The sequence below is a fragment of the Pedococcus aerophilus genome (genome assembly GCF_039532215.1).
GTDB lineage: Bacteria > Actinomycetota > Actinomycetes > Actinomycetales > Dermatophilaceae > Pedococcus > Pedococcus aerophilus.
Window position 1 is genome coordinate 1,586,358 of record NZ_BAAARN010000001.1, and the last position, 25,359, is coordinate 1,611,716.

Here is a 25,359-nt window from a genome sequence, read left to right on the forward strand (position 1 = left end):
GTCAGATCACCGTCTGGAATCCGCTGACCAGCGAGGTCTGCAGGTATCGGGTCCAGGACTCCCACACACCGGTGACGAGGAGGACCCCGATCACCAGCAGCAGGCCGCCGCCGAACAGCTGGATGCCGCGCTGGTGCCGGCGCAGGAAGGCAGACACCCTGCCGAAGCGCTCGAACCCGGCGGCGATGAGCAGGAAGGGCAGGCCCAGGCCGAGGCTGTAGGCCAGCGCCAGGGCGATGCCGCGCACGACGGCCGGCTGGTCGTCGGTGAAGGTCGCCAGCGTCACGACCGCGCCCAGGGTCGGGCCGGTGCACGGCGCCCACCCGAGACCGAACACCGCGCCGAGCAGCGGCGCCCCGGCGAGGCCCGAGGCCGGGCGGCGGTGGATCTTCAGTTCGCGCTGGGACCCGGCCCGGGTCCCGACACCGAGGAACACCAGCGCCATGAGGATGACGAGCACTCCCCCGAGCCGCATGAGCAGCTGACGGTTCTCCACGAGGGTCGCGCCGACCCCGGCGAGGAACGCGGTGGTCGCCATGAACACGACCGTGAAGCCGAGCACGAACAGCAGGGCGCCGGCCACCATGCGGTGCCTCGACCGCTGCTCGAGGGCCTCGTCGGACAGCCCGGTGACGTACCCGAGGAAGCCGGGGACCAACGGCAGCACGCACGGGCTGGCGAACGACACCATGCCGGCGAGGAGCGCGACGACGACGGCGACCGGCAGGGCGCCAGAGGTCACCGTGTCCGCGACATCAGCAGTCAAGAGCGACGACCTACTTCTCGGCCAGCACGTCGTCGACGAGCCCGGTGAGGGTCGAGGACGTCACCTCGCCGACCACCCGGGCCGCGATGCGCCCCGTCGGGTCGAGGACGAGGGTGACGGGAGGGGACGGCGCCTTGCCCTGGAGGGCGAGGATCATCGTCCCGTCCTGGTCGTCCAGCGACGGGTAGGGGATGCCCTGCCGCTTGGCCGTGGCGATGGCCGAGGAGGGGTTGTCGCGGGTGTTGATCCCCATGAACACCACCGGCTTCCCGGCCGCGGAGATCTTCTCAGCGGCGTCCTTGAGCTCGGGCGCCTCCTTCTCGCACGGCGGGCACCACGAGGCCCACACGTTGAGGACGACGACCTTGCCGGCCTGGTCGGCGACCGACCAGGGCTGGTCCTCGAGGGTCTTGCCCGACAGCTCCAGCGGCTTGTTGCGCTTGGCTGCGGCGATGGTCTCGACGGTGCCGTCACCGGAGATGTACCCCTGCCGGCTGCCCGACTTCGCCTGCGCCGCGATGGAGTTCGGGTCCTCGGAGCACGCTGCCAGGGACAGCGCGAGGACCGGCACGGCGAGCAGCGCCGAGGCACGCGCCACACGGGGGGTGCGCAGGAAGGTCGGGCTCATCCGGTGCCTCCGTGCGAGCGGGTGAGCAGGGCGGCGGCCGGCTCGCAGTACTCGATCGCCTCGAGGTCGTCACCGACGTAGGTGAGGGTGGTCAGGGAGGCGAGGCGGCACTCGCGCTTGCGCGGGTCGTGCCACAGGTGTCGCCCGGCGAGCTGGTTGCGGGCGGTCCAGATGGGCAGCTGGTGGGAGACCAGGACGGCTTCGTGGCCGCGGGCGTGCTCGCGCGCCTCCGCGATCGCCTCGACCATGCGGGTGGCGATCTCGGAGTACGGCTCGCCCCACGACGGCTTGAGCGGGTTGGTCAGGCGACCCCAGTAGCGGGGGTGGACGAAGGCCGACGCGCGCATGCCGGCGACCCGCTCCCCCTCGAACGAGTTGCCCGCCTCGATGACGCGGTCGTCGGTGGTGATGGGCAGCCCGTGCGCCTGCGCGATCGGGGTGGCCGTCTCCTGCGCCCGGGTCAGCGACGAGGCGACCACGTGGGTCACGTCGTGGTCCTCGAGGTGGCGGGCGGCAGCCTGCGCCATCTCCCGGCCGAGCTCGGAGAGGTGGTAGCCGTCGAGCCGTCCGTAGAGCACCCCGTCGGGGTTGTGCACCTCGCCGTGGCGCAACAGGTGCACCACGGTGCGGGGGGCGGTGCTCATGAGTCGATTGTCGCAAACGACTCGGCGGCCGCCGACGCCGCGGCGGGCAGGGCCGAGACGATGCGGTCCACCGCGGCGTCGTCGTGCGCCCCGCTGACGAACCACGACTCGAACGCGCTCGGCGGCAGGTAGACGCCCTGGCTGAGCATCGAGTGGAAGAACGCGGCGAACGCCGGGACGTGCTGGTCGCGCGCCTGGTCGTAGTTGCCCACGGCGCCGTCGCGGAAGAAGACGCTGAACATCGAGCCGGCCCGCTGGATGGTGTGCGGCACCCCCGCCCTGCCGAGCTCGGTGTCGAGCGCGCCGGTGATGGCGTCCGCAACCTCGTCGAGCCGGGCGTAGAGCTCGGGGGTGCACTGCTGGAGGGTGGCGCGTCCGGCAGCGGTGGCGACGGGATTACCCGACAGCGTGCCCGCCTGGTAGACGGGCCCGACCGGGGCGAGCAGGGCCATGACGTCGGCGCGGCCACCGAAGGCCGCGGCGGGGAAGCCGCCACCCATGACCTTGCCGAAGGTGAACAGGTCGGGTGCCCCGGCGGCATACGGGCCCTCGAGCCCGTACCACCCGGCGGCCGAGCAGCGGAAGCCCGTCATGACCTCGTCGGAGATGAGCAGGGCACCGTGCGCGGCGGTGATGCGGCGCAGGCCCTCGGTGAAGCCGGGGGCCGGCGGGACGACACCCATGTTGCCCGGCGAGGCCTCGGTGATGATCGCGGCGATCTCCGAGCCGCGGGCGGCGAACGCCTCCTCGACGGCTGCGAGGTCGTTGAACGGCAGGACGATGGTCTCGGCGGCCATCTCCTTCGGCACCCCCGCGGAGTCGGGCAGCGCGAACGTCGCGACACCGGAGCCTGCCTGGGCCAGGAGGGAGTCGACGTGGCCGTGGTAGCAGCCGGCGAACTTCACGATGAGCGAACGACCGGTGTAGCCACGAGCGAGGCGGATGGCGCTCATCGTCGCCTCGGTGCCGCTGGAGACGAGGCGGACCTGCCCGACCGGCTCGACGCGGGCGACGATCTCCTCGCCGAGCGCGACCTCGTTCTCGCTGGGCGTGCCGAACGAGAAGCCTTGGGAGACAGCAGCACTCACGGCCTCGACGACTGCCGGGTGGCCGTGACCGAGGATCATCGGACCCCAGGAGCAGACCAGGTCGACGTACTCGCGACCGTCCACGTCGGTGAGGTACGGGCCGGTGCCGGAGGCCATGAAGCGGGGCGTGCCACCGACGGCGCGGAAGGCTCGGACCGGGGAGTTCACGCCCCCGGGGGTCACGGCGAGCGCGCGTTCGAGGAGGGCCTGCGAAGCCGGGGCGTCGAAGGGGTGTGCCGTCATGCCACCCATTGTCACAGCCGTTCCTGAGGAGCGACGGACGGGTGTGGCGGCAGGCGTGCGCAGACTCACACCGCACGGGGGTGGTGGAGGACTCAGACCTCGCTGCAGGAGGGCAGGCCACCGGCGAGGATCGCGTCGCGCATCGCGGCCATGGCCACCCCGAGGGTGGTGAACTGCTCGGGCGTCATCGTGTCGACGATGTTGCGGCGGACGCTCTCGATGTGGACCAGGGCCATCTCCTCGACCGACCGCTGGCCGAGCTCGGTGAGGACGAGCTCGACCCCGCGGCGGTCCTCGAGACAGGACTCACGACGCACCCAACCCCGCTTCTCCAACCGGGCGGCGGTGTGGGTGAGGCGGCTGCGGGACTGCACCACGAGGTCGGCGAGGCCGGACATCCGCAGTCGGCGGCCCGGCGCCTCGGACAGCATGGAGATGATCTCGTACTCGGAGAGCTGCACCCCGTGGGACTGCAGGTCCCGGTCCAGCGCCGCCTCGAGCAGCCGGCTCCCGCGCAGGTAGGCGCGCCACGCCTCCTGCTGATCGGGGGTCAGCCAACGCGGTGGTGCGGTCACGGCGGTGCTCATGGTCGTCAAGTATTCCATCTCCTCGGTGTTGTTGAAATATAAATCAATCCTGCTATGTTCAACCCAGTGACACCGCGGAAAAGTCCCGCGGACCACACCCGCCACCACCACGGCTCACCACAGGAGACACCATCATGGCCAGCATCAAGGACCTTTCCGCCGGAACCTGGAACGTCGACGCCTCGCACAGCGAGCTCGGCTTCACCGCCCGCCACCTCATGGTCACCAAGGTGCGCGGCAAGTTCAACGAGTTCGAGGCGACCGCGACCGTCCCCGAGGACGTCACCGCCTCCACGATCAACGCCACGGTCCAGCTCGCCTCCGTCGACACCGGCTCCGCCGACCGCGACGCGCACATCAAGGGCGAGGACTTCTTCGACGTGGAGAAGAACCCCACCATGACCTTCACCTCGACCGAGGTCACCGAGGACACCCTCAAGGGCGACCTCACCATCAAGGGCGTCACCAAGCCGGTCGAGTTCGACCTCGAGTTCAACGGCCTCGCCACCGACCCGTGGGGCAACCAGAAGGCCGGCTTCGAGGCCAGCACCGAGATCAACCGCAAGGACTTCGGCCTCGAGTGGAACGTTGCCCTCGAGGGTGGCGGCGTCCTCGTCTCCGAGAAGATCAAGATCAACCTCGACATCCAGCTCGTCAAGGCTGCCTGAGCCTGAACGCGCGAGAAGGGCCCGGTTCCGTGACGGAACCGGGCCCTTCTGCATCACCTCAGCGGGCGGTGGCCTTCGAGGCCAGGGTGCCGCCGGCGGCGTCCTGCCACCCGACGTACACCGTCACCCCGCCCTTGGGCTCACGGTCGAGCACGACGCCGTACTCGTGCTTCCCCGCCGCCACCTTCACGGTCCGGCTGCCGAGGACGCCGGTCGCGTCGACCACGTGGACATGAGCGGTCCCCGCGGCGTTCGCGCGCATCCGCACCAAAGCCGTGTCACCACGCAGCCGGGCCTTGTCCACCCAGCCGCTGTTCGCCCGCGTGCTGGCCGCGCCGCCGGCGAGCGGGACGTCGATGGCCACCGCCTGCTGCAGGCTCTGCGGCGAGTCGAGCGAGGACAGTGCGCTGAGCGGGATCACCGGCTCGGGCGCCGTGGTCGGACGACCGGCCGGCGGCGTGTAGCCCTCGACCTCCGCCTGGCCCCAGCGGTACGGGTCACCCTGCACCCCGCCCCACGTCGACCAGCCGATGCGCGTCTGCCCCGTCTTGTCCTGCGTGTCCGAGTCGTAGACGAACAGGTTCAGCCCCATCCGCTGCGGGTCGACCGCCCCAGGGAGCAGCGACATCGGGATCGACGTCTCGACGGTGTACCCGCCGGACCGGACCTTCGACGCCACCTTCATCCCCGGCGCCGTCTCGGCTCCCGGACCCTGGTGGTTGTCGGCGTCCCGCTCGTAGCAGGGGCCGCCCTCCGCGGTCACCGGGAGGATCGCCGCCTTGAAGGTCGTCGAGGTGTTCTCCGACGTCCCGCGCGGGTCGATCGCGAGCTCCACGGAGTCTGTGCGCCAGTGCCGCTTGCAGTCGGCGGCGTCGAGCTTCGTGCCGAGGGTGTCGTCGGTGACGTCCACCAGCACGAACAGCGTGTCGTCACGCCAGGCCAGCTTCGCGGTCGCCGAGCAGTCGGCGGCCGACGTGCAGGCCGTGCCCTCCCACAGGCGCGAGATGTCGATCGCCTCGCCGGGGTACTCCCCCGCCGTGTCGACGCCGTCCACCTCGGGTGCGGCCGCGGCCTGCCCGATGGTGGTGCGCGGCACCAGCTCGAGCGCGGCAGCCGCCTTGCTCGTGCCCGCCGCCGACGTCGTGGTGATCGTGTAGGCGTAGTCACCGGCCGGTGCGCCGAGGGTGCCGCCCTGGTTCGACGTCTTGAGCGTGGTGTCGGTGTTGGTGACGGTGAACGTCACCGCCCCCGTGCCGCCCGCCGCGACCGGCCCGTACGCCGCCGTGCCCGGCTGGGCGGTGAAGCCCGCCGGGAGGTCGAGGGCCACGGTCCCGGACTGCGGGGCAGCCGAGTTGTTGCGCAGGTCGACCCGCACCTGGCGCGACGCGCCGGAGGCGAGCGAGAGCACCGGGCTGACCGTGCCGCTCAGCTGCGGCTGGCCGGCGGTCGCCCCGGTCCACTTCTCGAAGTCGGCGACCTGCGGCAGCAGCTGCTGGCTGCCGGCCACCGGGGCCACGACCTGGACCGGGCGGTCGGAGTAGCCGTTGCCCTCGTCGGTGCGCAGGGTCGCGGCGACGCGGGCGCGCTCCCCCACGGTGGCGCCGGCGGCCGGTGTCACGGTGAACGTCTTCGTCACCGTCCGGCCCGCCTTGACGGTGCCGAGGTCACCGTTGCCGACGACCGTCCACCCGGACGGGACCGAGGGCTTGAGCGAGGCACGGTGCAGACCCTTGGCGGGTGCGGTGACCTCGACGGTCGCCGTGAACGGCTGGCCGGCCAGCACGCCGAACTTCGTCGTGGCCACCCGCATCCGGGTGCCGAGCGGCACGGTTCCCGCGGCGCGGGTCACGGCACCGTCGAGCGCTGCCGAAGGCTTGCCTGCGGCAGCCGACCCCGGCGCCGGGAACGGGACCCGCGAGTCGACCTGCTGGAAGTAGTCGCAGCCCAGCGCACTCGGGTCGCTGGGCACGTCGGGGAAGGTCGCCCAGCCCTGCGAGGCGTATACCCGCTGGGCGTCGCGCTCGATGGCGGCCCACGTCCGACCTGACTTCGCGCGCTCACCGGACCACACGCCGTACACGTTCTGCGTGGTGTCCTTGAGGGTGAACCCGGTCGCGCACGCCGCGCCGGTCGGCGAGGTGGCGGCCGAGCCGCGCACGAGCAGCCGCAGGGGCGCCCAGGTCTTCAGGCCCTCCTTGCTCAGCTGCTCGGGGAAGCGCGTCGGGTCGGCGGCCGCGGTGAACGCCTCGATCGCGAGGCGTCCGGCCTCCTGGTGGTTGCCGTGGTTGCCCGGTGACGGCGCGGGGTTCATCGTCGAGAGGATCTCCGGCCGCGTCTGGCGGATGATCCGCACCACCTTGCCGAGGGTGTCCTCGTGGTCCCAGATCTGCTGGGTCAACGGGTTGGAGACGGTGTAGTAGAAGTCGACCTTGTCGAGGTTGAAGACGTCGGTGATGCCGGCCTTGCCGACCGCGGCACGCTCCTCCTTCTCGCGCAGGAGCCCGAGCGCCGGTCCCTCCTCGGGTCCGACGGCATTGCCCCCGCCCTCGCCGCGGGTCACCGTGATGACCCCGGTCCGCAGACCGTACTTCTCTCGCCACTCGCCGTACGCCGAGAGCTGCCCCGCCTCGTCGTCCGGGTGGGCCCCGATGAACAGCGCCCCGAGGTCGACCGGCGTGCCCGCCGACGTGGTGCGGTCCGGCGGCTTGGGCCCTCCTCGGTCCTGCGGCGCTGCTGCTGCGCCACCGGCTGCGGCGAGCCCGAGGGCTGTCGCTGTGGCCAGGGCTGCAGCGCAGGCTGCCGCTCTGGCGCGTGGTCGTGTCCCTGCGATCATCGTTGACCTCCTGGGTCGGGGTTGCGGTGCGTGGTTACTCCCGGACTGCCCCCTCGAGCATCCCGGCGATGAAGTGGCGCTGGAGGAAGACGTAGAGCAGGACCACGGGCGTCGCGACGATGCAGGCACCGGCGGCGAGCAGGGTGAAGCCCTGGGTGTACTGGCCCTGGAAGAAGGCGAGGCCGAGCGGCGCCGTGCGCAGGCTCTCCGAGGTGACCATGACCAGAGGGATGAGGAACTCGTTCCACGTCCACATGAAGACGAGCACCGTCAGCGTCACGACCGCGGGCCGCGCCAGCGGCACGAGCACCTGCCACAGGATCCGCCACGTCGAGGCGCCGTCGAGGCGGGCGGCCTCGACCAGGGCCCGGCTCGAGCTGCGGAAGTAGGCCCTCATCCAGAACGTCCCGAACGCCACGGACTGCGCGACCTGTGGCAGCACGACGGCCCAGAGGGTGTCGGTCAGGCCGAGCGCCCGCAGGTCGTAGTAGAGCGGCACGAGGACCGCCTCGCTGGGCATCATGATGCCCAGCAGGAAGAGGTAGAAGACGACGGTCGCACCGCGAAAACGCATGGTGCCCAACGCATATCCCGACAAGATCGACAGCACGAGGCTGACGACGACCACCGTCGTGGAGACGAGCAGGCTGGTCCGCAGGTAGCTGCCGAAGCGTCCGATGTCCCACGCCTGCGCGAAGTTGCCGGGGTGCAGCCCGAGGACCCCACCCGACGTCACCCCGCCGGCGGCGTCGTCGGGGCCGAGGGCGGCACCGAGGACCGTCAGGATCGGGGTCAGCGCGAAGACCGCGAAGGCGATGAGGATGACGTAGTTGCCGGTCCGTTCGGCGCGCGAGACCCTCATCGCTCGTCCCTCTCCGCGATGCGGGTGATGGCGAACGAGATCGCGAAGATGATGAGCGTCAGCACCACGGCGATGGCTGCGGCCGAGCCGACCTTGCCCTGCTGGAAGGCGCGGTTGTAGACCTCGAACGACGGCACGGAGGTGCTCGTCCCCGGGCCGCCACGGGTGGTGACGTAGACGAGGTCGAAGGTGCGCAGCGCTGCGATCACGGTGAGCGTCAACGCGACCGAGATCTCGCCCCGCACCGACGGCAGCGTCACCGCGAAGAACTCCCGGAAGGGTCCGGCGCCGTCGAGGCGGGCGGCCTCGTACAGCTCACCGGGGATGCGCCCCATACCGGCGAGGAGCAGCACCGTCACCAGGCCGATCTCGAACCACGTCCCGATGAACCCGACCGCAGGCAGTGCGGCCGTGTAGTCGCCCAGCCAGCCACGGGTGAGGGAGTCGAGGCCGACCGCGCCGAGCAGGTCGTTGACGGTGCCGTCGGGGGCGTACATCCGGCGCCAGGCCACCGCGATGACGACCATCGCGACGACCTGGGGCAGGAACACCACCGTGCGGAAGAACCCGAGCCCACGGACCTTGGCGCGGTTGAGGATCGCGGCCAGCCCGAGCCCGATGACCGTGGGCACGACGGCGTAGAACACCATGAGCACCAGCGCGTGGCCGAACGACGCCCTCAGCGCAGGGTCGGTGACGACGTCGGCGTAGTTGTCCAACCCGGCCCACGTGGCCAGGGTGTTCCCGTTCCAGTCGTAGAACGAGATCTGGACCGCACGGCCGAGGGGGTAGAGCAGGAACGCGGCGTACACCGCGAACGCGGGGAGCAGGTAGAGCCAGGCGATGTTGCGGGGTTCGCCGGGCGGGCCCGAGGGGTTCGCCATCCTCAGCCGTTCGAGGCCACGAACTCGCTGTAGTCCTTCTCGACGGTGTCGAGGAACTTGTCCGGCGTCGCCTTCTTCGCGAGCAGGTCCTGCAGCGAGGCGCCGAGGGTGTCGGCCATGGTCGGCGTGGCGTAGTCGAGGTAGGGGACGAGCGAGTCGTCCTCGACCGCGGTGCCGAAGGCCGAGAAGACGTCCTTGCCCAGCGCGTTGCCGGCGGTCTGGTCGGCGGTGTCGGCGATGGGCAGGTTGTCGTTCTTGGCCAGCACGCCCATGGCGTCCTTGCTCGTGATGAAGTCGATGTAGGCGGCAGCGGCGTCGGGGTGCTTGCTCTTGCTGGAGACGGCCCACGGGATGCCCGTGCCACCGGTGGCGACCGGGGTGCTCCCGGCGGCCGGCGGGAGTGTGAAGGTCACCTTGTCGCCCATGGCCTTGCCGAGGTCGGCCTGGAGCCAGGTGCCGGCGATGAGGTACGCGCCCTTGCCCTTGCTGAAGGCCTGCCACGCCGGGTCGTAGCCGAGGCCGTTGACGTCCTTGGCGAAGTAGCCCTTGTCCACCCAGTCGACCAGCGTCTGCGCGGCCTTCTCGTTCTCCGGGGTCTTCCACGAGCCGCCCTTCTGGCCGAAGCCGAGGGTGCGGATCGCGTCGGGCTGGGCGTTCTGCGCCTGCACCGTGCCGAAGACGTGGATGGCCGGCCACTTGTCGAGGTTGCCCAGGACGAGCGGCTGCTCGCCCGCCGACTTGATCGCGCCGAGGCTGGACTCGAAGTCGGCCCAGGTCTTCGGGACCTCGTTGACGCCCGCCTTCTTGAGGATGTCGGTGTTGGCGTAGACGCCCACGACCTCGCCGACCTGCGGCAGGCCGTAGAGGTTGCCGTCACCGAAGGTCTTGCCGTCCTGGCTGTAGGAGGAGTACTTGCGCACCGACTCGGGGTAGCGCTTGTCCCAGCCGTAGGCCGTGGAGTACTTGTCGAGCGCGAGCAGCTGGCCGGCCTGGACGAACGAACCCATGTCAGGGCGGCCGTTGTTGGCCTGGAAGACGTCGGGCGGGGTGTTGCCCGACAGTGCCAGCTTGAGCGTCGTCTTGAGGTCGTCGAAGGACCGCGTCACCCGCTTGATCTTGATGTTCGGGTACTTCGCCTGGAACTCCTTGTTGAGCTCCTCGATCTGCGCCGCCTGGCCGCCGCGGACCTCCTGGTCCCAGATGGTCAGCGTGACGTCACCGAGCTTCGAGGCGTCGGTCGAGACCTGGCCCGTGGGGGTGGTGCCCGAGGTGTCGGCGTTCGAGCCCGGCGTGCAGGCCGCGAGCGCGGCGGCACCGACGAGACCGGCGGTGGCCAGCAGGATCGTGGGGCGGTTCCTCATGGACGTTCTCCTTGATCGGTGTGGCGCGGGGCCGGTGGTGCTGGGCGAGGTGGGGTTCGGGGTGCGGTGCGAGGGATCGTGCGAGGGGTGGTGCAGGGTCGGGCGGCTCACGGATAGCCCTCCACGTCGACGTGGCGGGCGATGGTGGCGGTGGCCCGGCGACCGGCACCCAGGGGGATCGCCGGGACGAGGTCGTCGAGGAAGCCGTACCGGCGCAGCAGCGACTGGTGGTAGGAGCTAGCGTCGGACGAGGCCCGGCGCTGCGTCCACCAGTCGGCGATGTCGCCCCAGCCGGGCGCGGCCAGGCTGCCGCCGAACTGCTGCACCGACAACGAGGAGCAGAGCGCCGCGAAGGCGAGGCGTTGCTGCAGCGGCCACCCGGCGAGCGTTCCGAGGACGATCGAGGCGCCGAAGACGTCGCCGGCACCGGTGGGGTCCATCGCGGGGACGCGCAGCGCGGGGACCACGGCTTCCTCGCCGGTGGCGGAGTCGATGGCCAGGGCGCCGGACTCGCCGTTGGTGACGACCGCGAGCGGCACGTGGTCGGCGAGCGCGTAGAGCGCCTCGTGGGGGGTGCTGGTCCGGGTGTAGGCCATCGCCTCCCCGGCGTTGGGCAGGAAGCCGTGGCAGACCGCGAGCTGGTCGAGGACCTCGCGGGACCAGCGGCCGCTGGGGTCCCAGCCCACGTCGGCGAAGACGAGGGAGCCGGCGGCCTGCGCCTGCTGGACCCAGGTCGGCTCGGACTCGCCCAGGAGCGGGCGCTGCTCGGAGAGCTCCACCATGACGGCGCGGGTGGGCGGCGGGGTGCCGATGAGCTCGGACGGGCCGAGCGGCGGGGCGTGGCCGTGGCTGACCATCCCGCGGTCCCGGTTGACCGCCATCGAGACGGTGACCGGCGAGTGCCAGCCCTCGAAGCGCTGCGACCGGCTCAGGTCGACGTGCTCGTTGTCGGCGAGGGTCTCCCAGCAGAAGTCGCCGTAGGCGTCGTCGCCGAAGGCGGCGGCGAGCGAGGTGCGCAGCCCGAGGCGTCGGGCGGCGACGGCGAGGTTCGCGATGCCGCCGGGGCACGACCCCATGCCGTCGGCCCACACCTCCTGGCCGTCCTCGGGGAGGGCGTCGAGCCCGGTGAAGATGATGTCGAGGAAGACGGTCCCCCAGATGAGGACGTCGAGCTCTGGGGTGCCGGGGGTGCGCAGTGCCGCGAGCGGGTCGTAGACCTGCTCCTCGGGGCTCCCTGCCGGGGTGGGCAGTGCGTCGGGCACCTGCGGGCTCCTGTTCGTCGGTGGGCCTGCTGGCCAGAATGCCCTGTTGGTCCGGGCGAGACAAGCAAGAACGATCACAATTCTTCAGCGTTGTGCATGTCGCTGCGCGGAAGTGATTGTTATGTTGCCTCCATGCGGGTCACCCGGCAACGCTCGATCGTCGAGCGGCTGCACTCCCACGGCCTCGCCTCCACGGAGGAGCTGGCCGCACTCTGCGACGTCAGCCTGGCCACCGTCCGACGCGACCTCATCGAGCTCGAGACCGCCGGAGCGCTGCGCCGCGTCCACGGCGGTGCGGTGCTCGACGGCACCGGCGACTCCCCCGAGACCGACGCCGACGCCGTGCGCGGGTTCGCCGAGGTGGCCGCGAGCGACGCGGAGGACAAGCGGGCCGTCGCCGCCCGGGCCGCGACGATGGTGGCCGACGGCGACTGCGTCATCCTCGACATCGGCACGACGACCATGATGCTGGCCAAGGAGCTGCGCGGCCGACCGGTCACCGTCGTCACGGCGAGCCTGGCCGTCCTCGACGTGCTCCGCGACGACACCGCCGTCGAGCTCGTCCTCCTCGGCGGCATCGTCCGGCGGACCTACCACTCGCTCGTCGGCGCCCTCACCGAGGACGCCCTGCGCCAGGTCCGCGCGAACTGCGCGTTCCTCGGTGCCAGCGGCGTTGCCGCCGACGGCACGGTCCTGGACACCACCCTCGTCGAGGTGCCGGTCAAGCGTGCCCTGCTCGCCACCTCCCAGCGGTCGGTGCTGCTCGTCGACCGCCACAAGTTCCCCGGCACCGGCGCCCTGCGCGTCTGCGGACTCGACGAGTTCGACGCCGTCATCACCACCACCGGGGCCCACGGCCCCACCCTCGACGCCGCTCGCGCGGCAGGCACGGAGGTCCACGTCGTATGAGGCTCGCGATCCTGGGTGGCGGGGGGTTCCGGACGCCGTTGGTCTACGGGGCCCTGCTCACCGACCACCACGACCAGCGGGTCGACGAGGTCCGCCTGCACGACGTCGACGAGTCGCGGCTCGAGGCGATCGGCCGGGTCCTGACCCAGATGGGCGCCGACCACGACGCCCCGCCGTCGGTGCTGACGACCACCGACCTCGACGAGGCGCTCGAGGGCGCCGACTTCGTCTTCTCGGCGATCCGCGTCGGTGGCCTCGAGGGGCGCACCGCCGACGAGCGCGTCGCCCTCGACCTCGGGCTGCTCGGCCAGGAGACGACCGGGCCCGGCGGTCTGTCGTTCGGCCTGCGGACCCTCCCTGTCGCCCGCCACGTCGCCGAGCGCGTGCGTGCGGTCGCGCCCGATGCCTGGGTCATCAACTTCACCAACCCCGCCGGCATGATCACCGAGGCCATGCAGCAGGTCCTCGGCGACCGGGTCGTCGGCATCTGCGACTCCCCCATCGGCCTGGGGCGACGCGCCGCGGCGACCCTTGGCCTGGACCCGCTGACGACGACCGTCGACTACGTCGGCCTCAACCACCTCGGCTGGCTCCGGGGCGTGCACTCCGCCGGCGAGGACGTCCTGCCCCGCCTGCTCGCGGACGACGCGCTGCTCGGCTCCATGGAGGAGGGTCAGCTCTTCGGCCTCGACTGGATCCGGACGCTGGGAGCCATCCCCAACGAGTACCTCTACTACTACTACTTCACCCGTGACGCCGTGGCCTCGATCCGGGGCGCCGAGCAGACCCGCGGCGAGTACCTCCTGGACCAGCAGCGCAGCTTCTACGCCGCCATGGCCGCCTCACCCCCCGACGCACTCGGCGAGTGGGACCGCGTCCGCATGGAGCGCAACGCGACGTACATGAAGGAGGCGCGGGACGAGGGCGAGGAGCGCGACGAGCACGACGTCCAGGGCGGCGGCTACGAAGGCGTGGCCCTCGCGATCATGGCCGCCATCTCCCGCGGGGAGCCCGCGTCGCTGATCCTCAACGTCCGCAACCGTGGCGCGGTCCGCGGGGTTCCGGAGGACGCCGTCGTCGAGGTGCCGTGCACGGTCGACGCCGACGGCCCGAAGCCGTTGCCCGTCAGCGCCCTGACGCCGCACCAGCTCGGCCTCGTCCTCCAGGTCAAGGGCGTCGAGCGGCTCACCATCTCGGCGTCGGCGACCGGGGACGAGCGCGAGGCCGTCGAAGCGTTCGCCCTGCACCCGCTGGTCGACTCGGTGACGGTGGCGCGCGAGCTCGTGCGCGGCTACCGGGCGCGCATCCCGGCCGTCGACGCGGTCTTCACCCGCCCCTGAGCCCGTGCCGCCGGGTCACCGGTCGACGTCCCCCCTGCCGTCGACCGGTGTCCCGGCTGCGTGGTCAGAGCAGGGCGGCCGCGTCGAACGCGAAGTAGGTCAGGATGATCTGCGCGCCGGCGCGACGGATGCCGAGCAGCGACTCCATCATCACCCGCTCGCGGTCGATCCAGCCGTTCTGGGCAGCAGCGACGATCTGGCTGTACTCGCCCGAGATCTGGTACGCCGCAACAGGAACCGGCGACATGGCTGCAGCTGCGGCGACGATGTCGAGGTGCGGCCCGGCCGGCTTCACCATGACGATGTCGGCGCCCTCGGCGATGTCGAGCTCGAGCTCGCGCAGCGACTCCGTGGCGTTGGCCGGGTCCTGCTGGTAGGTCGCGCGGTCACCCTGGAGCGAGGACTGCACTGCCTCGCGGAACGGCCCGTAGAGGCCGGAAGTGTACTTCGCCGAGTAGGCGAGGATGACCGTGTCGGTGAAGCCCTCCGCGTCGAGCGCGTCGCGGACGAACGCCACCTGGCCGTCCATCATCCCGGAGAGGCCGAGCACCTCGGCACCGGCGCGGGCCTGGGCGAGGCCCATCGCGGCATACCGCTCCAGGGTCGCGTCGTTGTCCACGCGACCGTCGTCGGTCAGGACGCCGCAGTGGCCGTGATCGGTGAACTCGTCGAGGCACAGGTCGGCCATGACGACGAGCCGGTCACCCACTGCGTCGGCGACGGCGCGCAGCGCGACGTTGAGGATGCCCTCAGGGTCGTCGGCACCGGAGCCGACCGCGTCCTTGTGCTCGGGGACGCCGAACAGCATCAGCCCGCCCAGCCCCGCCTCGACGGCGCGGTGCGCCTCGGCGACGAGCGACTCGACGGTGTGCTGGACGACTCCGGGCATGGCCGAGATCTCGACCGGCTCGGTGATGCCCTCGCGGACGAACACGGGCAGGACCAGCTCGGCCGGGTGGAGGCGGGTCTCGGCGACCAGCCGGCGCACGGCCGGGGACTGCCGCAGCCGGCGGGGTCGGATCACCGGCCCCGCCGGGAAGCGTGCGTCAGCCACGCCGGTCACTTGGCCCGACGGCGCGAGGCGGCCTTCTTGGCACTCGGTCGCACCACGGCCTCGCCGGCCTCGGCAGCTGCCGCGGCCAGGCCCAGGCCGTAGTCGGCGAGGGCGTCGACCAGCGAGTCCGAGGACGCCTCCGGTGCGAGGACGTCGACCCGCAGGCCGTGCTCCTCGGCCGCCTTGGCGGTCGCCGGGCCGATGCAGGCGATGACCGTCGACGGGTGCGGCTTGCCGGCGATGCCGACGAGGTTGCGGACCGTCGAGGACGAGGTGAAGACCGCGGCGTCGAACTGCCCGCCCTTGATGGCCTCGCGGATCTCTGCAGCCGGAGGGGCTGCACGGACGGTGCGGTAGGCCGTCACGTCGTCGACCTCCCAGCCCATCTCGACCAGTCCGGCGACGAGGGTGTCGGTCGCGATGTCGGCGCGGGGCAGGAAGACCCGGTTGATCGGGTCGAGCACCTCGTCGAACGGCGGCCAGTCGGCGAGCAGGCCGTTGGCCGACTTCTCGCCGGACGGCACGAGGTCCGGGACGATGCCCCACTCGCGCAGCGCGTCGGCCGTGACGCCACCCACGGCGGCGACCTTGAGCCCGGCGAACGCGCGGGCGTCGAGCCCGAACTCCTCGAACTTCTCGCGCACCGCCTTGACGGCGTTGACCGAGGTGAAGCCGATCCACTCGTAGCGGCCGGTGACCAGGCCCTTGACCGCGCGCTCCATCTGCTGGGGCGTGCGCGGCGGCTCGACGCTGATCGTCGGGACGACCTCGGCGGTGGCGCCGTAGGACTCCAGGCGCGAGATCGTCGAGCCCGACTGCTCCTTGGTGCGCGGGACGAGGACGTTCCAGCCGAACAGCGGCTTGGTCTCGAACCACGACAGCTGCTCGCGCAGCGCCACCGTGGAGCCGACGACCGCGAGGGCCGGGAACTCGACCGTCTTCATGACCTTGGCGACCTCGCCCAGGGTCGTGACGCGCGTCGACTGGCGGATCGTCGTGCCGCGCTCGGTCAGGGCGACCGGGCTGGACTCCGACCGACCGGCGGCGAGCAGCTTGCCGAGTGCCGTCGTGAGGTCGTCCGGCGCACCGAGGAGCACCACGGTGACCGACTCCGTCGCAGAGGCGGACCAGTCGACCGAGCGGTCGTTCGCGGCGATGACGTGCACGGCCGGGGAGCTGCTCGAGGTGAGCGGGATGCCGGCATAGGCCGGGACGGCCGAGACGGCGCTGACGCCGGGGACGATGTCGAACCCGATGCCGGCCTTCTGGCAGGCCAGGGCCTCCTCGGCCAGGCCGTTGAAGGTGCCCGGGTCGCCGTCCATGAGGCGGACGACCAGTCCACCGTTGGCGGCCTTGGCCGCCTTGACGACGAGCTTGGCGCGCATGGCGTGGGTCAGCGGCTGGCCGTGGTCGCCGTGTCCGGCGTCGACGACCTCGACACCCTCGGGGCAGTAACGGGCGACGACCTCCTCGCGGGCGACCTGGTCGATGACGACGACGTCGGCCTTGGCGAGGAACTCCACCGAACGCACGGTCATGAGGCCGGCGTCGCCGGGACCGGCGCCGACGAAGGCGACGCGACCTGCCGGGCGGGAGTTCTGGCGGGGGGTCTTGGTGGTGGGCTCTGTCGAGCGCGTGGGGCTCACGTGGCACGCTCCGTGCTGTCGTTTTCTGGGCGGCGGTCGGGGGCGGCGAGCGGAGGTGCTCCGTTCGCCCCGGGTGGGTCGGGGGGCCAGCTGTGGCCGGACGCGCGGGGGCGCGTGGCCGACTGGTCCCCGGCGGGAGCCGGTGGTCGTTCCTCGGGCTCGCCGAGCACGTCGGCACCGTCCTTGAGCAGGACGGCAGCCAGGCGGTGGCCGAGGGAGGGGGCGTCGGTGACGGGTCCGACGAGCGAGCGGCGCAGGTCCACGGAGCCGTCGACCGACCCGACGAAGGCACGCAGCGACAGCTCGAGGCCGTCCTCGCCCTCCACCACCTCGGCGAGGGCGCCGACGGGCGCGGAGCAGCCGGCCTCCAGCGCGGCGAGGACGGCGCGCTCGGCGGTCACGCAGGCACGGGTGTCGGCGTCGTCGAGGACGGCGAGCGCGGCTCGCGTGGTCTCGTCGTCCGCGCGGCACTCGACGGCCAGGGCGCCCTGCCCGGGGGCGGGCAGCATCTGGAGGGGGTCGATGGACTCGGTGGCGTCGTCGAGCCGGCCGAGCCGCGCCAGGCCGGCGCGGGCCAGGACCACGGCGTCGAGGGAGCCGTCGTGGACCATGGCGATGCGGGTGTCGACGTTGCCGCGGATGTCCTTGAAGGACAAGCCCATCCCGAGCGCGGCCAGCTGGGCGACGCGACGCGGGGACCCGGTGCCGACGACGGCGCCCTCCCCCAGCTCGCCGAGCGTGCGCCCGTCGGTGGCGACGAGCACGTCGCGCGGGTCCTCGCGGACGGGCACGGCGGCGATGGTCAGCCCCGGCTCGGGCGCGGTGGGCAGGTCCTTGAGCGAGTGGACGGCGAAGTCCACCTCGCCGGCGAGCAGGGCGCGGCGCAGGGCAGCCGCGAAGACGCCCGTCCCGCCGAGGCTAGACAACGACGCGGTCGAGGTGTCGCCCTCGGTGACGATGGTGACCAGGTCGACGGTGTGGCCCTGGGCGCGCAGCTGGTCGGCCACCCAGGAGGACTGGGTCGTGGCGAGGGCGCTGCGGCGGGTGCCCAGGCGCAGGGTCAGCGGCTGTGCCGCCTTGCGGACGGTGGAGTATGCGGTCGCGGCGCTCACGGCATACCTCCCCGCTCCGGGGGCACGGACGCGGTGGCGGCCTCGCCGGGACGCAGGTCGAACAGCTCGCGCAGGGCCTGGGCGTACCCGTCGCCGTGGCCACCCACGGCGAGCTCCTTCACGCGGACCGTCGGGGTGTGCAGCAGCTTCTCGACGATGCGGTGCACGGCGAGCTGGACCTCGGCCCGCTCGGTGTCGTCGAGGTCGGGCAGCCGCTGCTCGAGGCGGGAGAGCTCGCCGGCGACGACGTCGGCGGCGTGCGAGCGCAGCGCGGCGACGGTGGGGGCGACGGTCTCGGCGGCGCGCGACGTGAGGTAGGACGCGACCTCGCCGATGACGAGGTCGGCGACCTGCTGCACCTCGCTGGAGGTCGCACCACCGGACAGGTCTGCGCCCAGGGAGGCGAGGCCGGCGAGGCTGACGCCGTTGAGGGAGTCCACCTCGGGGGCCACGTCGTGCGGCAGGGCGAGGTCGACGTAGGCCTGCGGGCGGCCGGCGCGCAGCACCTGGGCGTCGGCGGCGCCGGCGAGGTCCACGACCACCCCGGTCGACCCGGTGCAGGAGATGACGACGTCGGCGCCGGCCAGCGCGCGGTGGAGCTCGTCGAGCGGGCGGGCCCGGCCGCCGGTGCGCTCGGCGAGGCGGACCGCCTTGGAGAGGGTGCGGTTGACGATCGTCAGCGACCGGGCGCCGCGACGCGCCACGGTCGTCGCGGCGAGCGAGCTCATGCCCCCGGCGCCGACGACCAGGACGTCAAGGCCGGACAGCGAGCCGAGGTCGCGCTCGGCGCGGGCCAGCCCCGCCTCGACGAGCGAGACGCTGACGGCGTCGATGCCGGTCTCGGTGTGGGCACGCTTGCCGACGCGCAGCGCCTGCTGGAAGAGGGTGTTGAGGGAGGGTCCGGCGTGGCCTGCCCGCTGCGCCTCGCGAAGGGAGGTCCGCATCTGCCCGAGGATCTGGGCCTCGCCGACCGCCATCGAGTCGAGCCCGCAGGCGACGGTGAAGGCGTGCGCGATGGCGCGGTCCTCGTAGTGGACGTAGAGGTGCTCGCGCAGCTCGTCGCGGGGCACCCCGGTGACCTCGGTGAGGGCATCGGTGATGTCGGTGACCGCGCCGTGGAAGGTGAGCGACTCGGCATACACCTCGGTGCGGTTGCACGTGGACACCACGGTGACCTCGGAGAGGTTGTCGCGGCCGAACAGGCTCGCGGCCAGCTCGGAACGGCCCGAGGCGTCGAGGGACATCGACTCGAGCAGCGGCAAAGGCGCGGTGTGGTGGGACAGTCCGAGGACTACCAGGCTCATCGGGACACCGCCTTGGCGACGGTGTCGAGCGCACCCTGAGCGGCGAGCGACTTGCGCTGCTCGTGGAAGGCGAGGATCTGCAGCTCGGTGGAGAGGTCGACCTTGCGGACGTCGACGCCCTCGGGGACGACGAGGACGCACGGAGCGAAGTTGAGGATGGAGCGCACCCCGGCGCCGACGAGCTGGTCGCAGACCGACTGGGCCGACGCCGCGGGCGTCGCGATGACGCCGATGGCCAGGCCCTGGTCGGTGACGAGGGAGGGCAGCGCGTCCATGGGCTGCACCGGCAGGCCCGCGATCTCCTGCTCGTGCAGGGCGGTGTCCTGGTCCAGCAGGGCGACGACGCGGAAGCCGCGCGTCGCGAACCCGCTGTAGGCGGCGAGCGCGTGCCCGAGGTTGCCCATGCCGACGATGGCCACGGGCCAGTCCTGGGTGAGGCCGAGCTCGCGGGAGATCTGGTAGGCGAGGTGGTCGACCTCGTAGCCGACACCGCGGACGCCGTAGGAACCGAGGTGCGACAGGTCCTTGCGCAGCTTGGCGCTACGGACTCCCGCGGCAGCCGCCAGCTCCTCGGAGGAGACCGAGGTGATCCCTCGCTCGGCGAAGCCCGTCAGGGCGCGCAGGTACTCCGGCAACCGTGCCACCGTGGCGTCGGGGATGCCCCGACGAGCGCTCGGGTCGGCAGACAACGTCTTCTCCGGCTCCTTCGTGTTGCAGGGTCCGCACCTGGCTGACGCGGGCTGCCTGCATGGCAGATTACGCCTTTGTGAACTGATGCACAAAGTCACAAGCAGCCGTCTCACGGGCGGCGTGAGCCAGGTCACCAGGCCCGCCACGAGCCCGTGACGTCAACCGCGCAGCGCCGCCCGGAGCCGCGCCTCGTCGACCCGCCAGTAGTCGTGCTGGCGCCCGTCCACGAAGGTCACGGGGATCTGCTCGCCGTACTCCGCCATCAGGGCGGGGTCGTCGAGCACCGACTCCTCCCACCACCCGACGCCGAGGTCTGCTGCCACACGGGCGATCACGGCACGCGCGTCGTCGCACAGGTGGCAGCCGGGCTTCCCGAGGAGCCGCACACGAGGCGGCCTGCCGGTCTCGGTCGGGTCGTGGTCGGGCACCGGACCAGCGTATGCGGCCCGGGCCGGCCTGTTACCCCCTGCGGCGACGGCTGTGGGGCTACCCGTCGGTACCTGAGTTCCCGTGCGACGGGGTGCAGGTGCGTCCGGGTGTGGCGCAGGTCTCCTGACAAACGCCTCGATATCGGCAAAACTGTGCCGCCAGGAGGTCTCCCCCATCAGGAATCGCCCACGTCGTCGTGCCGCGGACCCGTTCGCGGTGCTGCGTGCTGCCCTCGCGCCGCCCTCGCCGGCAGCCGTGGGGTTCCCCGTCGGCGACGGGGTCGTTGCTGGGGGTGCGCGACCTGCCGCTGGCGTCCGGGCTCCGGTCGATCACGGGATGGGACCGGCCACCGCGCACTTCCTCGACCAGCTCCGGGTCGTCCTCAGCCTCGCCGGCGACGCCGGCACCATGGATGCCGGACCGGGCGGGTCCGGCACGGGCTCGGCGGCGCGGGCCGGCTTCGGCCCGGGCGAGGCGCCCCAGGACTTCGAGCGGATCAGCGCGCTCGTCGAGCTCGCGCAGCGGGGCGACGCCGAGGCGTTCGGGATGCTCTACGAACGCTACGTCGACGTGGTCTACCGCTACGTCTACGTCCGGGTCGGCGGTCAGCAGCTCGCCGAGGACATCACGTCCGAGACGTTCCTGCGCGCCCTGCGGCGGATGGACTCCTTCTCGTGGCAGGGCCGCGACATCGCAGCCTGGTTCATCACCATCGCCCGCAACCTCATCACCGACAACGCCAAGTCGGCCCGCTTCCGCATGGAGGTCACCACCGCCGACATGCTCGACGCCGACCGCAGCGTCGACGCCCCCGACCAGGAGGTGCTCGACCGGTTGCGCGACGAACGGCTGCTCACGGCGGTGAAGAACCTCAAGCCCGAGCAGGCCGAGTGCGTCGTGCTGCGTTTCCTCCAGGGCCTCACCCTGGCCGAGACGGCCAAGGTCCTCGGCAAGTCCGAGGGGGCGGTCAAGCAGCTCCAGCTGCGCGCCGTGCGGTCGCTGCACCGGGAGCTCGCCGATGCCGAGCTCTGAACCTGCCGTCGTCGTGGCGCGACGCCGCGGTGCGGCCCTCCGGACCGCGCTACCGACCGCCCTCGTCCCCTCGCGTAACTTCCGTCCCGCGACGTCGTTCTCAGCACAGAAGACCGCGACCGAGCTGGGGAGGGAGGTGTCGGCATGCCAGTCCTGAACCGTTCCGCTGACCGTTTCCAGCGCGCCCTCGAGGGAGAGCGCGTCGACGACCCCGGTGTCGTGACGCTGCTCGAGACCAGCCGGCGGCTCGGCGCCACCGGACCCCGGACCCCCGGGCCCGACCCCGACTTCGTGGCGGCCCTGCGCGTGCGCCTCATGGCCGAGGCCGACACGCTCCCCGCGCCCACCGCAGCCGCTGCCCGCGCAGCCACCGCTCGACGAGCCGCCACCCGGGTGACACCGGTGGTCGTGGTCGTCGGCCGGGGTCTGCCGCGAGCTCTCGCAGGCGCCGCGGCCTCTGCCCTGCTCGTCGGCGCCGTCGTCGGCGCCGCCTCCCGCTCGGCCGTCCCCGGTGAGTCGTTGTACCCCGTCAAGGGCTGGCTCGACGGGGTGGCCGTCCGCCTGTCCACCAGCGACTACGAGCGCGGCACGACGTACCTCGGACAGGCCCAGGAGCACATCTCGGACAGCCGGGCGCTGGCTGCCCGCAGCGAGCCCGACAGCCGCGACATCGACACCGCGCTGGGCGCCGCGGCCGAGTCGGTCCTCGGCGGTCAGCGCGCGCTCGACCGCGACTACGCCCGCACCGGCAACCCGCAGGCACTGCTGGCCCTGCGCGACTTCACGACCCGGGCGATCCCCCAGGTCGAGGCGCTCCGCACCGAGGTGCCGCCAGCATCGCTTCCGGCGCTGGGTCGTCTCGAGTCGCTGCTGCGCGAGTCGCAGGTCACCACGTCCCGACGGATCGCGGCCTGTGGCAGCCAGTGCGGCGAGGCTCTGACCACCGGGCTGGGGCCAGCGTCCCTGCCCGACGTCACGACGAGCTCCACGAGTGCGACATCGGGCGCCCCGCGACCCGGCACGGCCTCCGTCCCGGCCACGGCCGGCGGAGGCATCACCGTCCCCGACGCCCCGGTCACCGGTGGCGCAGGAGGCGGGGGCGCAGGGGCAGGCGTGGGCGGCAGCACGCCCACCCCGAGCGTGACGGCCGGGACGAGTGGGGCGACCATCGGGGCCGGCGGCGTCGGCGCGACCTTGTCGACCGGCGGTGCCACCGCCACGCTGCCCACCATCTCGGCCACCGTCCCCGTCCCCTCCGGGACCGTCTCGGTGCCGTTGCCCTCGGCGACCGTCGGCACCGGTGGCGTGACCGCGACCGTGCCCGGTTCGACGCTCGGGCCGGTCACCCTGCCGGGCGCCACCATCAAGCTTCCCTGACCCCAGGGCTGTCAGCCTGTCAGAAGAAGACGGAGCGACGCTGCATGAGCAGCGAGTACAAGGTCTGCTGGATGGTCTCGCGCACCTGGTCGGTGAGGTCGAAGACGAGCATGGGGTCGTCCGCGGCACCGGGCCCGAGGTCGGCGGTCTCCACCGGGCGCCCGAACTCGATGATCCACTTGCTGGGCAGCGGGATCAGCCCGAGCGGGCCGAGCAGCGGCCAGGTCGGCGTGATCGGCGCGTAGGGGGCGCCGAACAGCCGGGCGACGGCCTTCATGTTGCCGATGATCGGGTAGATCTCCTCGGCGCCGACGATCGAGCACGGGATGATCGGCGCACCGGTGCGCAGGGCGGCGGAGACGAACCCGCCACGGCCGAAGCGCTGGAGCTTGTAGCGCTCGCTGAACGGCTTGCCGACACCCTTGAAGCCCTCCGGCCAGACGCCGCACAGCTCACCGTTGGACAGCAGCCGCTCGGCGTCGGGGTTCGCGGCGAGCGTCGAGCCCGACTTGCGGGCGACCTGGCCGACGACCGGCGTCTGGAAGACCAGGTCGGCGCCGAGCATGCGCAGGTGGCGGTGCGCCGGGTGCTCGTCGTGGACCGCCACCTGGGTCATCAGGGAGTCCATGGCGATCGTGCCCGAGTGGTTGGCGACCACCAGGCCGCCGCCGGTGGCAGGGATGTTCTCGATGCCGCGGACCTCGACCCGGAACCACGAGCGGTACAGCGGTCGGAGCACGGGGAGGTAGAAGTGCCTCGTGAAGTCCTCGTCGAAGCCGAACTCGTCGACGGCGTAGTCGCCGGTGATCCGGCGGCGGACGTAGGACAGCATCGACGCGAGGTGGCGCTCCACGTCCTCGGGCGAGATGCCTGCGGCCTCGGCAGCGACCCGCACGGCGGCGATGCCGGCGGTGAGCAGCTCTTCGACACCGGGGGCCACGCTGCGCGAGCTGCGGTCAGGGGTCGGGACGCTGATCTCGGGAGGCAGCACGGCGTCGTCGGGGACGGCCTTGAGCACCCTGGCGGGACGCGGTGACGCCTCGGCGGGGGCGATCGGTTCGGAGCGCTTGGACGGGCGTCGGGACGCCGGGCGGACCGTCTTCGCCGGCTTGGCGGTGCGTGCCCCGGAGCGGGCCACCGCCTTGCGGCTCGGAACGGCCTTGGCCACCGGACGAGGACGGTGCTTGGCGGTGGGACCTCCCGGCGCCGGCGTCGCGGCGACCTCGGACGCCGTCGCAGCAATGACCTCGGGCTCAGCCGTCGGTGCGGTCGGCGCGGCCGGTGCCGACGCCGTCGTGGCGGTCGGTGCAGGCGACTGGATGAGCGGGGTGCTGCGGCGCTTGGCGCGCTCGCCCGAGGCACGGGCCGCTCCTGCGGCCAGGGCGCCCCGGCGCGGTGCGGCGGCCTTCGCGGTCGCCTTCGTCGCGGTCGCCTTCTTCGTGGTCGCCTTCTTCGCGGTCGCCTTCTTCGTGGCGGACTTCGTCGCTGCCATCAGTCGTTCCTCCCTGCCGCCCACACGTGGCCGATCGCGTTGGCGGCGGAGCCGGCCACGCCGGATACCGCCGCACCGAGGGCGGCCCCGCCGGGCAGGGCCGAGCCGATGCCGCGGACGTAGTCGGCGAAGGCCTGTCGGGTGGTGAAGGCCGGCTCGAACCCGAGCACCTCGCGCATCCGGCGGGTGTCGAGCCCGCGGCCGTACGCGAGGAACTGGATCTGGTCGCTGCTGAAGTCGGCGAGGCCGGACTGCTTGACCATCAGCCCGAAGATGCCGGCGGCCGGCATCGGGACGGGCAGGACGGGGCGGCCGGCCATGCCGGCGGCCTGGGTCACCGTGATGATGCCGTCGCCGGAGATGTTCGTGATCCCGGCGGACGGACCGGTGGTCGCGAGCATGAGCGCGCCGATGGCGTCGGTCTCGTGGACGAACTGCAGGCGGGCGTCGTACCCGAACGGCACGGGGACCACGGGCAGCGCGAAGTAGTCCGTGAGCGAGGTGCGGATGCCGGGACCGATGATGTTGGCGAACCGCAGCATGGAGATCTCGACGTCGGGACGGCGGCGGGAGAACCCGCGCACATAGCCCTCGACCTCGACCGAGTCCTTGCCGAAGCCGGCGCGCGGCAACGCCTTGGGTCCCATGTCCTCGGTGAACATCGCCGGGTCGCGGGGGCTCGAGCCGTACACGGCTGCGGAGGACTTCACGACCAGCCGACGAATGCTCGGGGCCTTCTGGCACGCAGCGAGCAGCTGCATCGTGCCGATGACGTTGATCTCCTTCTGGGAGGTCCGGCCGCCGGCGTGCGTGGGCGTCGCGATGACGTTCATGTGCACGACCGTGTCGACCTCGGACTGCGCGATGATCTTGCCGATCATCGGGTTCCGGATGTCGGCCCGCACGAACTCTGCGCGACCGATGTCGTGCGGCGGCGGGATGACGTCGACACCGATGACGCGCGACACGGACGGGTCCTGGGTCAGCTGGCGGGCGAAGTGCCCCCCGAGGTAGCGGGAGACCCCCGTCACGAGGACGACGTCAGCCACGGCCACCTCCCCTGGATCTCGCAGTCACGAACCGGTGCGGCCACGGGCAGACCCGCACCCTGCAGCCGCTGCCACCCTACAGAGGACATCGTGCCCGTC

General features: G+C 72.2%; 23 protein-coding genes. 5 read left to right on the forward strand and 18 right to left on the reverse strand.

The genetic code is table 11. The features are described 5' to 3' along the window. Position 1: 1 nt before the first annotated feature. The 5 genes from ABD286_RS07540 to ABD286_RS07560 all read right to left on the reverse strand — a co-directional run bounded on the left by ABD286_RS07540 (position 2) and on the right by ABD286_RS07560 (position 3,956). Positions 2-766 (reverse strand): cytochrome c biogenesis CcdA family protein, encoded by a 765-nt coding sequence (locus ABD286_RS07540; protein WP_344191773.1) that lies wholly within the window; start codon positions 764-766, stop codon positions 2-4. 10 nt (positions 767-776) lie between these two features. Continuing rightward, entirely contained in the window at positions 777-1,394 is a 618-nt protein-coding gene (locus tag ABD286_RS07545) for a TlpA family protein disulfide reductase (protein WP_344191775.1), read from the reverse strand. After that, positions 1,391-2,038: a histidine phosphatase family protein gene (locus tag ABD286_RS07550; protein ID WP_344191777.1), complete on the reverse strand. Its 648-nt coding sequence runs from the start codon at positions 2,036-2,038 to the stop codon at positions 1,391-1,393. The genes ABD286_RS07545 and ABD286_RS07550 overlap by 4 nt, the downstream gene beginning before the upstream one ends. Further along, on the reverse strand, positions 2,035-3,369 hold the full coding sequence (gene hemL / locus ABD286_RS07555; protein ID WP_344191779.1) for a glutamate-1-semialdehyde 2,1-aminomutase: 1,335 nt from the start codon (positions 3,367-3,369) through the stop codon (positions 2,035-2,037). The genes ABD286_RS07550 and hemL overlap by 4 nt, the downstream gene beginning before the upstream one ends. A gap of 92 nt (positions 3,370-3,461) precedes the next feature. Further along, complete coding sequence (locus tag ABD286_RS07560; protein WP_344191781.1) at positions 3,462-3,956, reverse strand: MarR family winged helix-turn-helix transcriptional regulator; 495 nt, start codon at positions 3,954-3,956, stop codon at positions 3,462-3,464. A gap of 134 nt (positions 3,957-4,090) precedes the next feature. On the opposite strand from ABD286_RS07560, the gene ABD286_RS07565 reads away from it, so the two are divergent. Next, the gene (locus ABD286_RS07565; protein ID WP_344191783.1) at positions 4,091-4,624 is read left to right on the forward strand and encodes a YceI family protein; all 534 of its coding nucleotides are present in this window, start codon (positions 4,091-4,093) and stop codon (positions 4,622-4,624) included. Between the two features lie 58 nt (positions 4,625-4,682). On the opposite strand, the gene ABD286_RS07570 is transcribed toward ABD286_RS07565, so the two are convergent. The 5 genes from ABD286_RS07570 to ABD286_RS07590 all read right to left on the reverse strand — a co-directional run bounded on the left by ABD286_RS07570 (position 4,683) and on the right by ABD286_RS07590 (position 11,826). Then, complete coding sequence (locus ABD286_RS07570) at positions 4,683-7,457, reverse strand: sugar-binding protein (RefSeq protein WP_344191784.1); 2,775 nt, start codon at positions 7,455-7,457, stop codon at positions 4,683-4,685. A 34-nt stretch (positions 7,458-7,491) separates the two neighbouring features. After that, entirely contained in the window at positions 7,492-8,319 is an 828-nt protein-coding gene (locus ABD286_RS07575) for a carbohydrate ABC transporter permease (RefSeq protein ID WP_344191786.1), read from the reverse strand. Next, positions 8,316-9,203 carry a carbohydrate ABC transporter permease gene (locus ABD286_RS07580; RefSeq protein WP_344191788.1) on the reverse strand — a complete coding sequence of 296 codons (888 nt, stop codon included), beginning with the start codon at positions 9,201-9,203 and terminating at the stop codon, positions 8,316-8,318. Before ABD286_RS07580 ends, ABD286_RS07575 begins: the two co-directional genes overlap by 4 nt. Before the next feature lie 2 nt (positions 9,204-9,205). After that, positions 9,206-10,564, reverse strand: a complete 1,359-nt coding sequence (locus ABD286_RS07585) for an extracellular solute-binding protein (RefSeq protein WP_344191790.1) — start codon at positions 10,562-10,564, stop codon at positions 9,206-9,208. Between the two features lie 107 nt (positions 10,565-10,671). Further along, the gene (locus ABD286_RS07590) at positions 10,672-11,826 is read right to left on the reverse strand and encodes a carbohydrate kinase family protein (RefSeq protein WP_344191792.1); all 1,155 of its coding nucleotides are present in this window, start codon (positions 11,824-11,826) and stop codon (positions 10,672-10,674) included. Positions 11,827-11,958: 132 nt separating this feature from the next. Between ABD286_RS07590 and ABD286_RS07595 the strand changes: the two genes are divergently transcribed. After that, on the forward strand, positions 11,959-12,735 hold the full coding sequence (locus ABD286_RS07595) for a DeoR/GlpR family DNA-binding transcription regulator (protein ID WP_344191794.1): 777 nt from the start codon (positions 11,959-11,961) through the stop codon (positions 12,733-12,735). Next, positions 12,732-14,075, forward strand: a complete 1,344-nt coding sequence (locus ABD286_RS07600) for a 6-phospho-beta-glucosidase (RefSeq protein WP_344191796.1) — start codon at positions 12,732-12,734, stop codon at positions 14,073-14,075. The genes ABD286_RS07595 and ABD286_RS07600 overlap by 4 nt, the downstream gene beginning before the upstream one ends. Positions 14,076-14,139: 64 nt before the next feature. Here ABD286_RS07600 and hemB read toward each other — a convergent pair whose 3' ends face one another. The 6 genes from hemB to ABD286_RS07630 form a co-directional block, all read right to left on the reverse strand. After that, a complete protein-coding gene (hemB, locus tag ABD286_RS07605) occupies positions 14,140-15,129 on the reverse strand; it encodes a porphobilinogen synthase (RefSeq protein ID WP_344191798.1) in 990 nt (329 codons plus the stop codon). 5 nt (positions 15,130-15,134) lie between these two features. Further along, positions 15,135-16,775 (reverse strand): bifunctional uroporphyrinogen-III C-methyltransferase/uroporphyrinogen-III synthase, encoded by a 1,641-nt coding sequence (locus ABD286_RS07610; RefSeq protein WP_344191800.1) that lies wholly within the window; start codon positions 16,773-16,775, stop codon positions 15,135-15,137. Beyond that, complete coding sequence (hemC, locus tag ABD286_RS07615; protein ID WP_344191802.1) at positions 16,772-17,887, reverse strand: hydroxymethylbilane synthase; 1,116 nt, start codon at positions 17,885-17,887, stop codon at positions 16,772-16,774. The genes ABD286_RS07610 and hemC overlap by 4 nt, the downstream gene beginning before the upstream one ends. Next, complete coding sequence (locus ABD286_RS07620; RefSeq protein ID WP_344191804.1) at positions 17,884-19,191, reverse strand: glutamyl-tRNA reductase; 1,308 nt, start codon at positions 19,189-19,191, stop codon at positions 17,884-17,886. The genes hemC and ABD286_RS07620 overlap by 4 nt, the downstream gene beginning before the upstream one ends. Beyond that, a complete protein-coding gene (locus tag ABD286_RS07625) occupies positions 19,188-19,880 on the reverse strand; it encodes a redox-sensing transcriptional repressor Rex (RefSeq protein ID WP_344191806.1) in 693 nt (230 codons plus the stop codon). The genes ABD286_RS07620 and ABD286_RS07625 overlap by 4 nt, the downstream gene beginning before the upstream one ends. A gap of 159 nt (positions 19,881-20,039) precedes the next feature. Then, positions 20,040-20,309: a glutaredoxin family protein gene (locus tag ABD286_RS07630; RefSeq protein WP_344191808.1), complete on the reverse strand. Its 270-nt coding sequence runs from the start codon at positions 20,307-20,309 to the stop codon at positions 20,040-20,042. A 337-nt stretch (positions 20,310-20,646) separates the two neighbouring features. Here ABD286_RS07630 and ABD286_RS07635 point away from each other — a divergent pair, with 337 nt between their 5' ends. Further along, positions 20,647-21,342: a sigma-70 family RNA polymerase sigma factor gene (locus ABD286_RS07635; RefSeq protein ID WP_344191810.1), complete on the forward strand. Its 696-nt coding sequence runs from the start codon at positions 20,647-20,649 to the stop codon at positions 21,340-21,342. Between the two features lie 144 nt (positions 21,343-21,486). After that, complete coding sequence (locus ABD286_RS07640; protein WP_344191812.1) at positions 21,487-22,719, forward strand: DUF5667 domain-containing protein; 1,233 nt, start codon at positions 21,487-21,489, stop codon at positions 22,717-22,719. Positions 22,720-22,738: 19 nt separating this feature from the next. On the opposite strand, the gene ABD286_RS07645 is transcribed toward ABD286_RS07640, so the two are convergent. Next, positions 22,739-24,211: a lysophospholipid acyltransferase family protein gene (locus tag ABD286_RS07645; RefSeq protein WP_344191813.1), complete on the reverse strand. Its 1,473-nt coding sequence runs from the start codon at positions 24,209-24,211 to the stop codon at positions 22,739-22,741. Next, entirely contained in the window at positions 24,211-25,260 is a 1,050-nt protein-coding gene (locus ABD286_RS07650) for an NAD-dependent epimerase/dehydratase family protein (RefSeq protein ID WP_344191815.1), read from the reverse strand. The genes ABD286_RS07645 and ABD286_RS07650 overlap by 1 nt, the downstream gene beginning before the upstream one ends. Positions 25,261-25,359 lie beyond the last annotated feature (99 nt).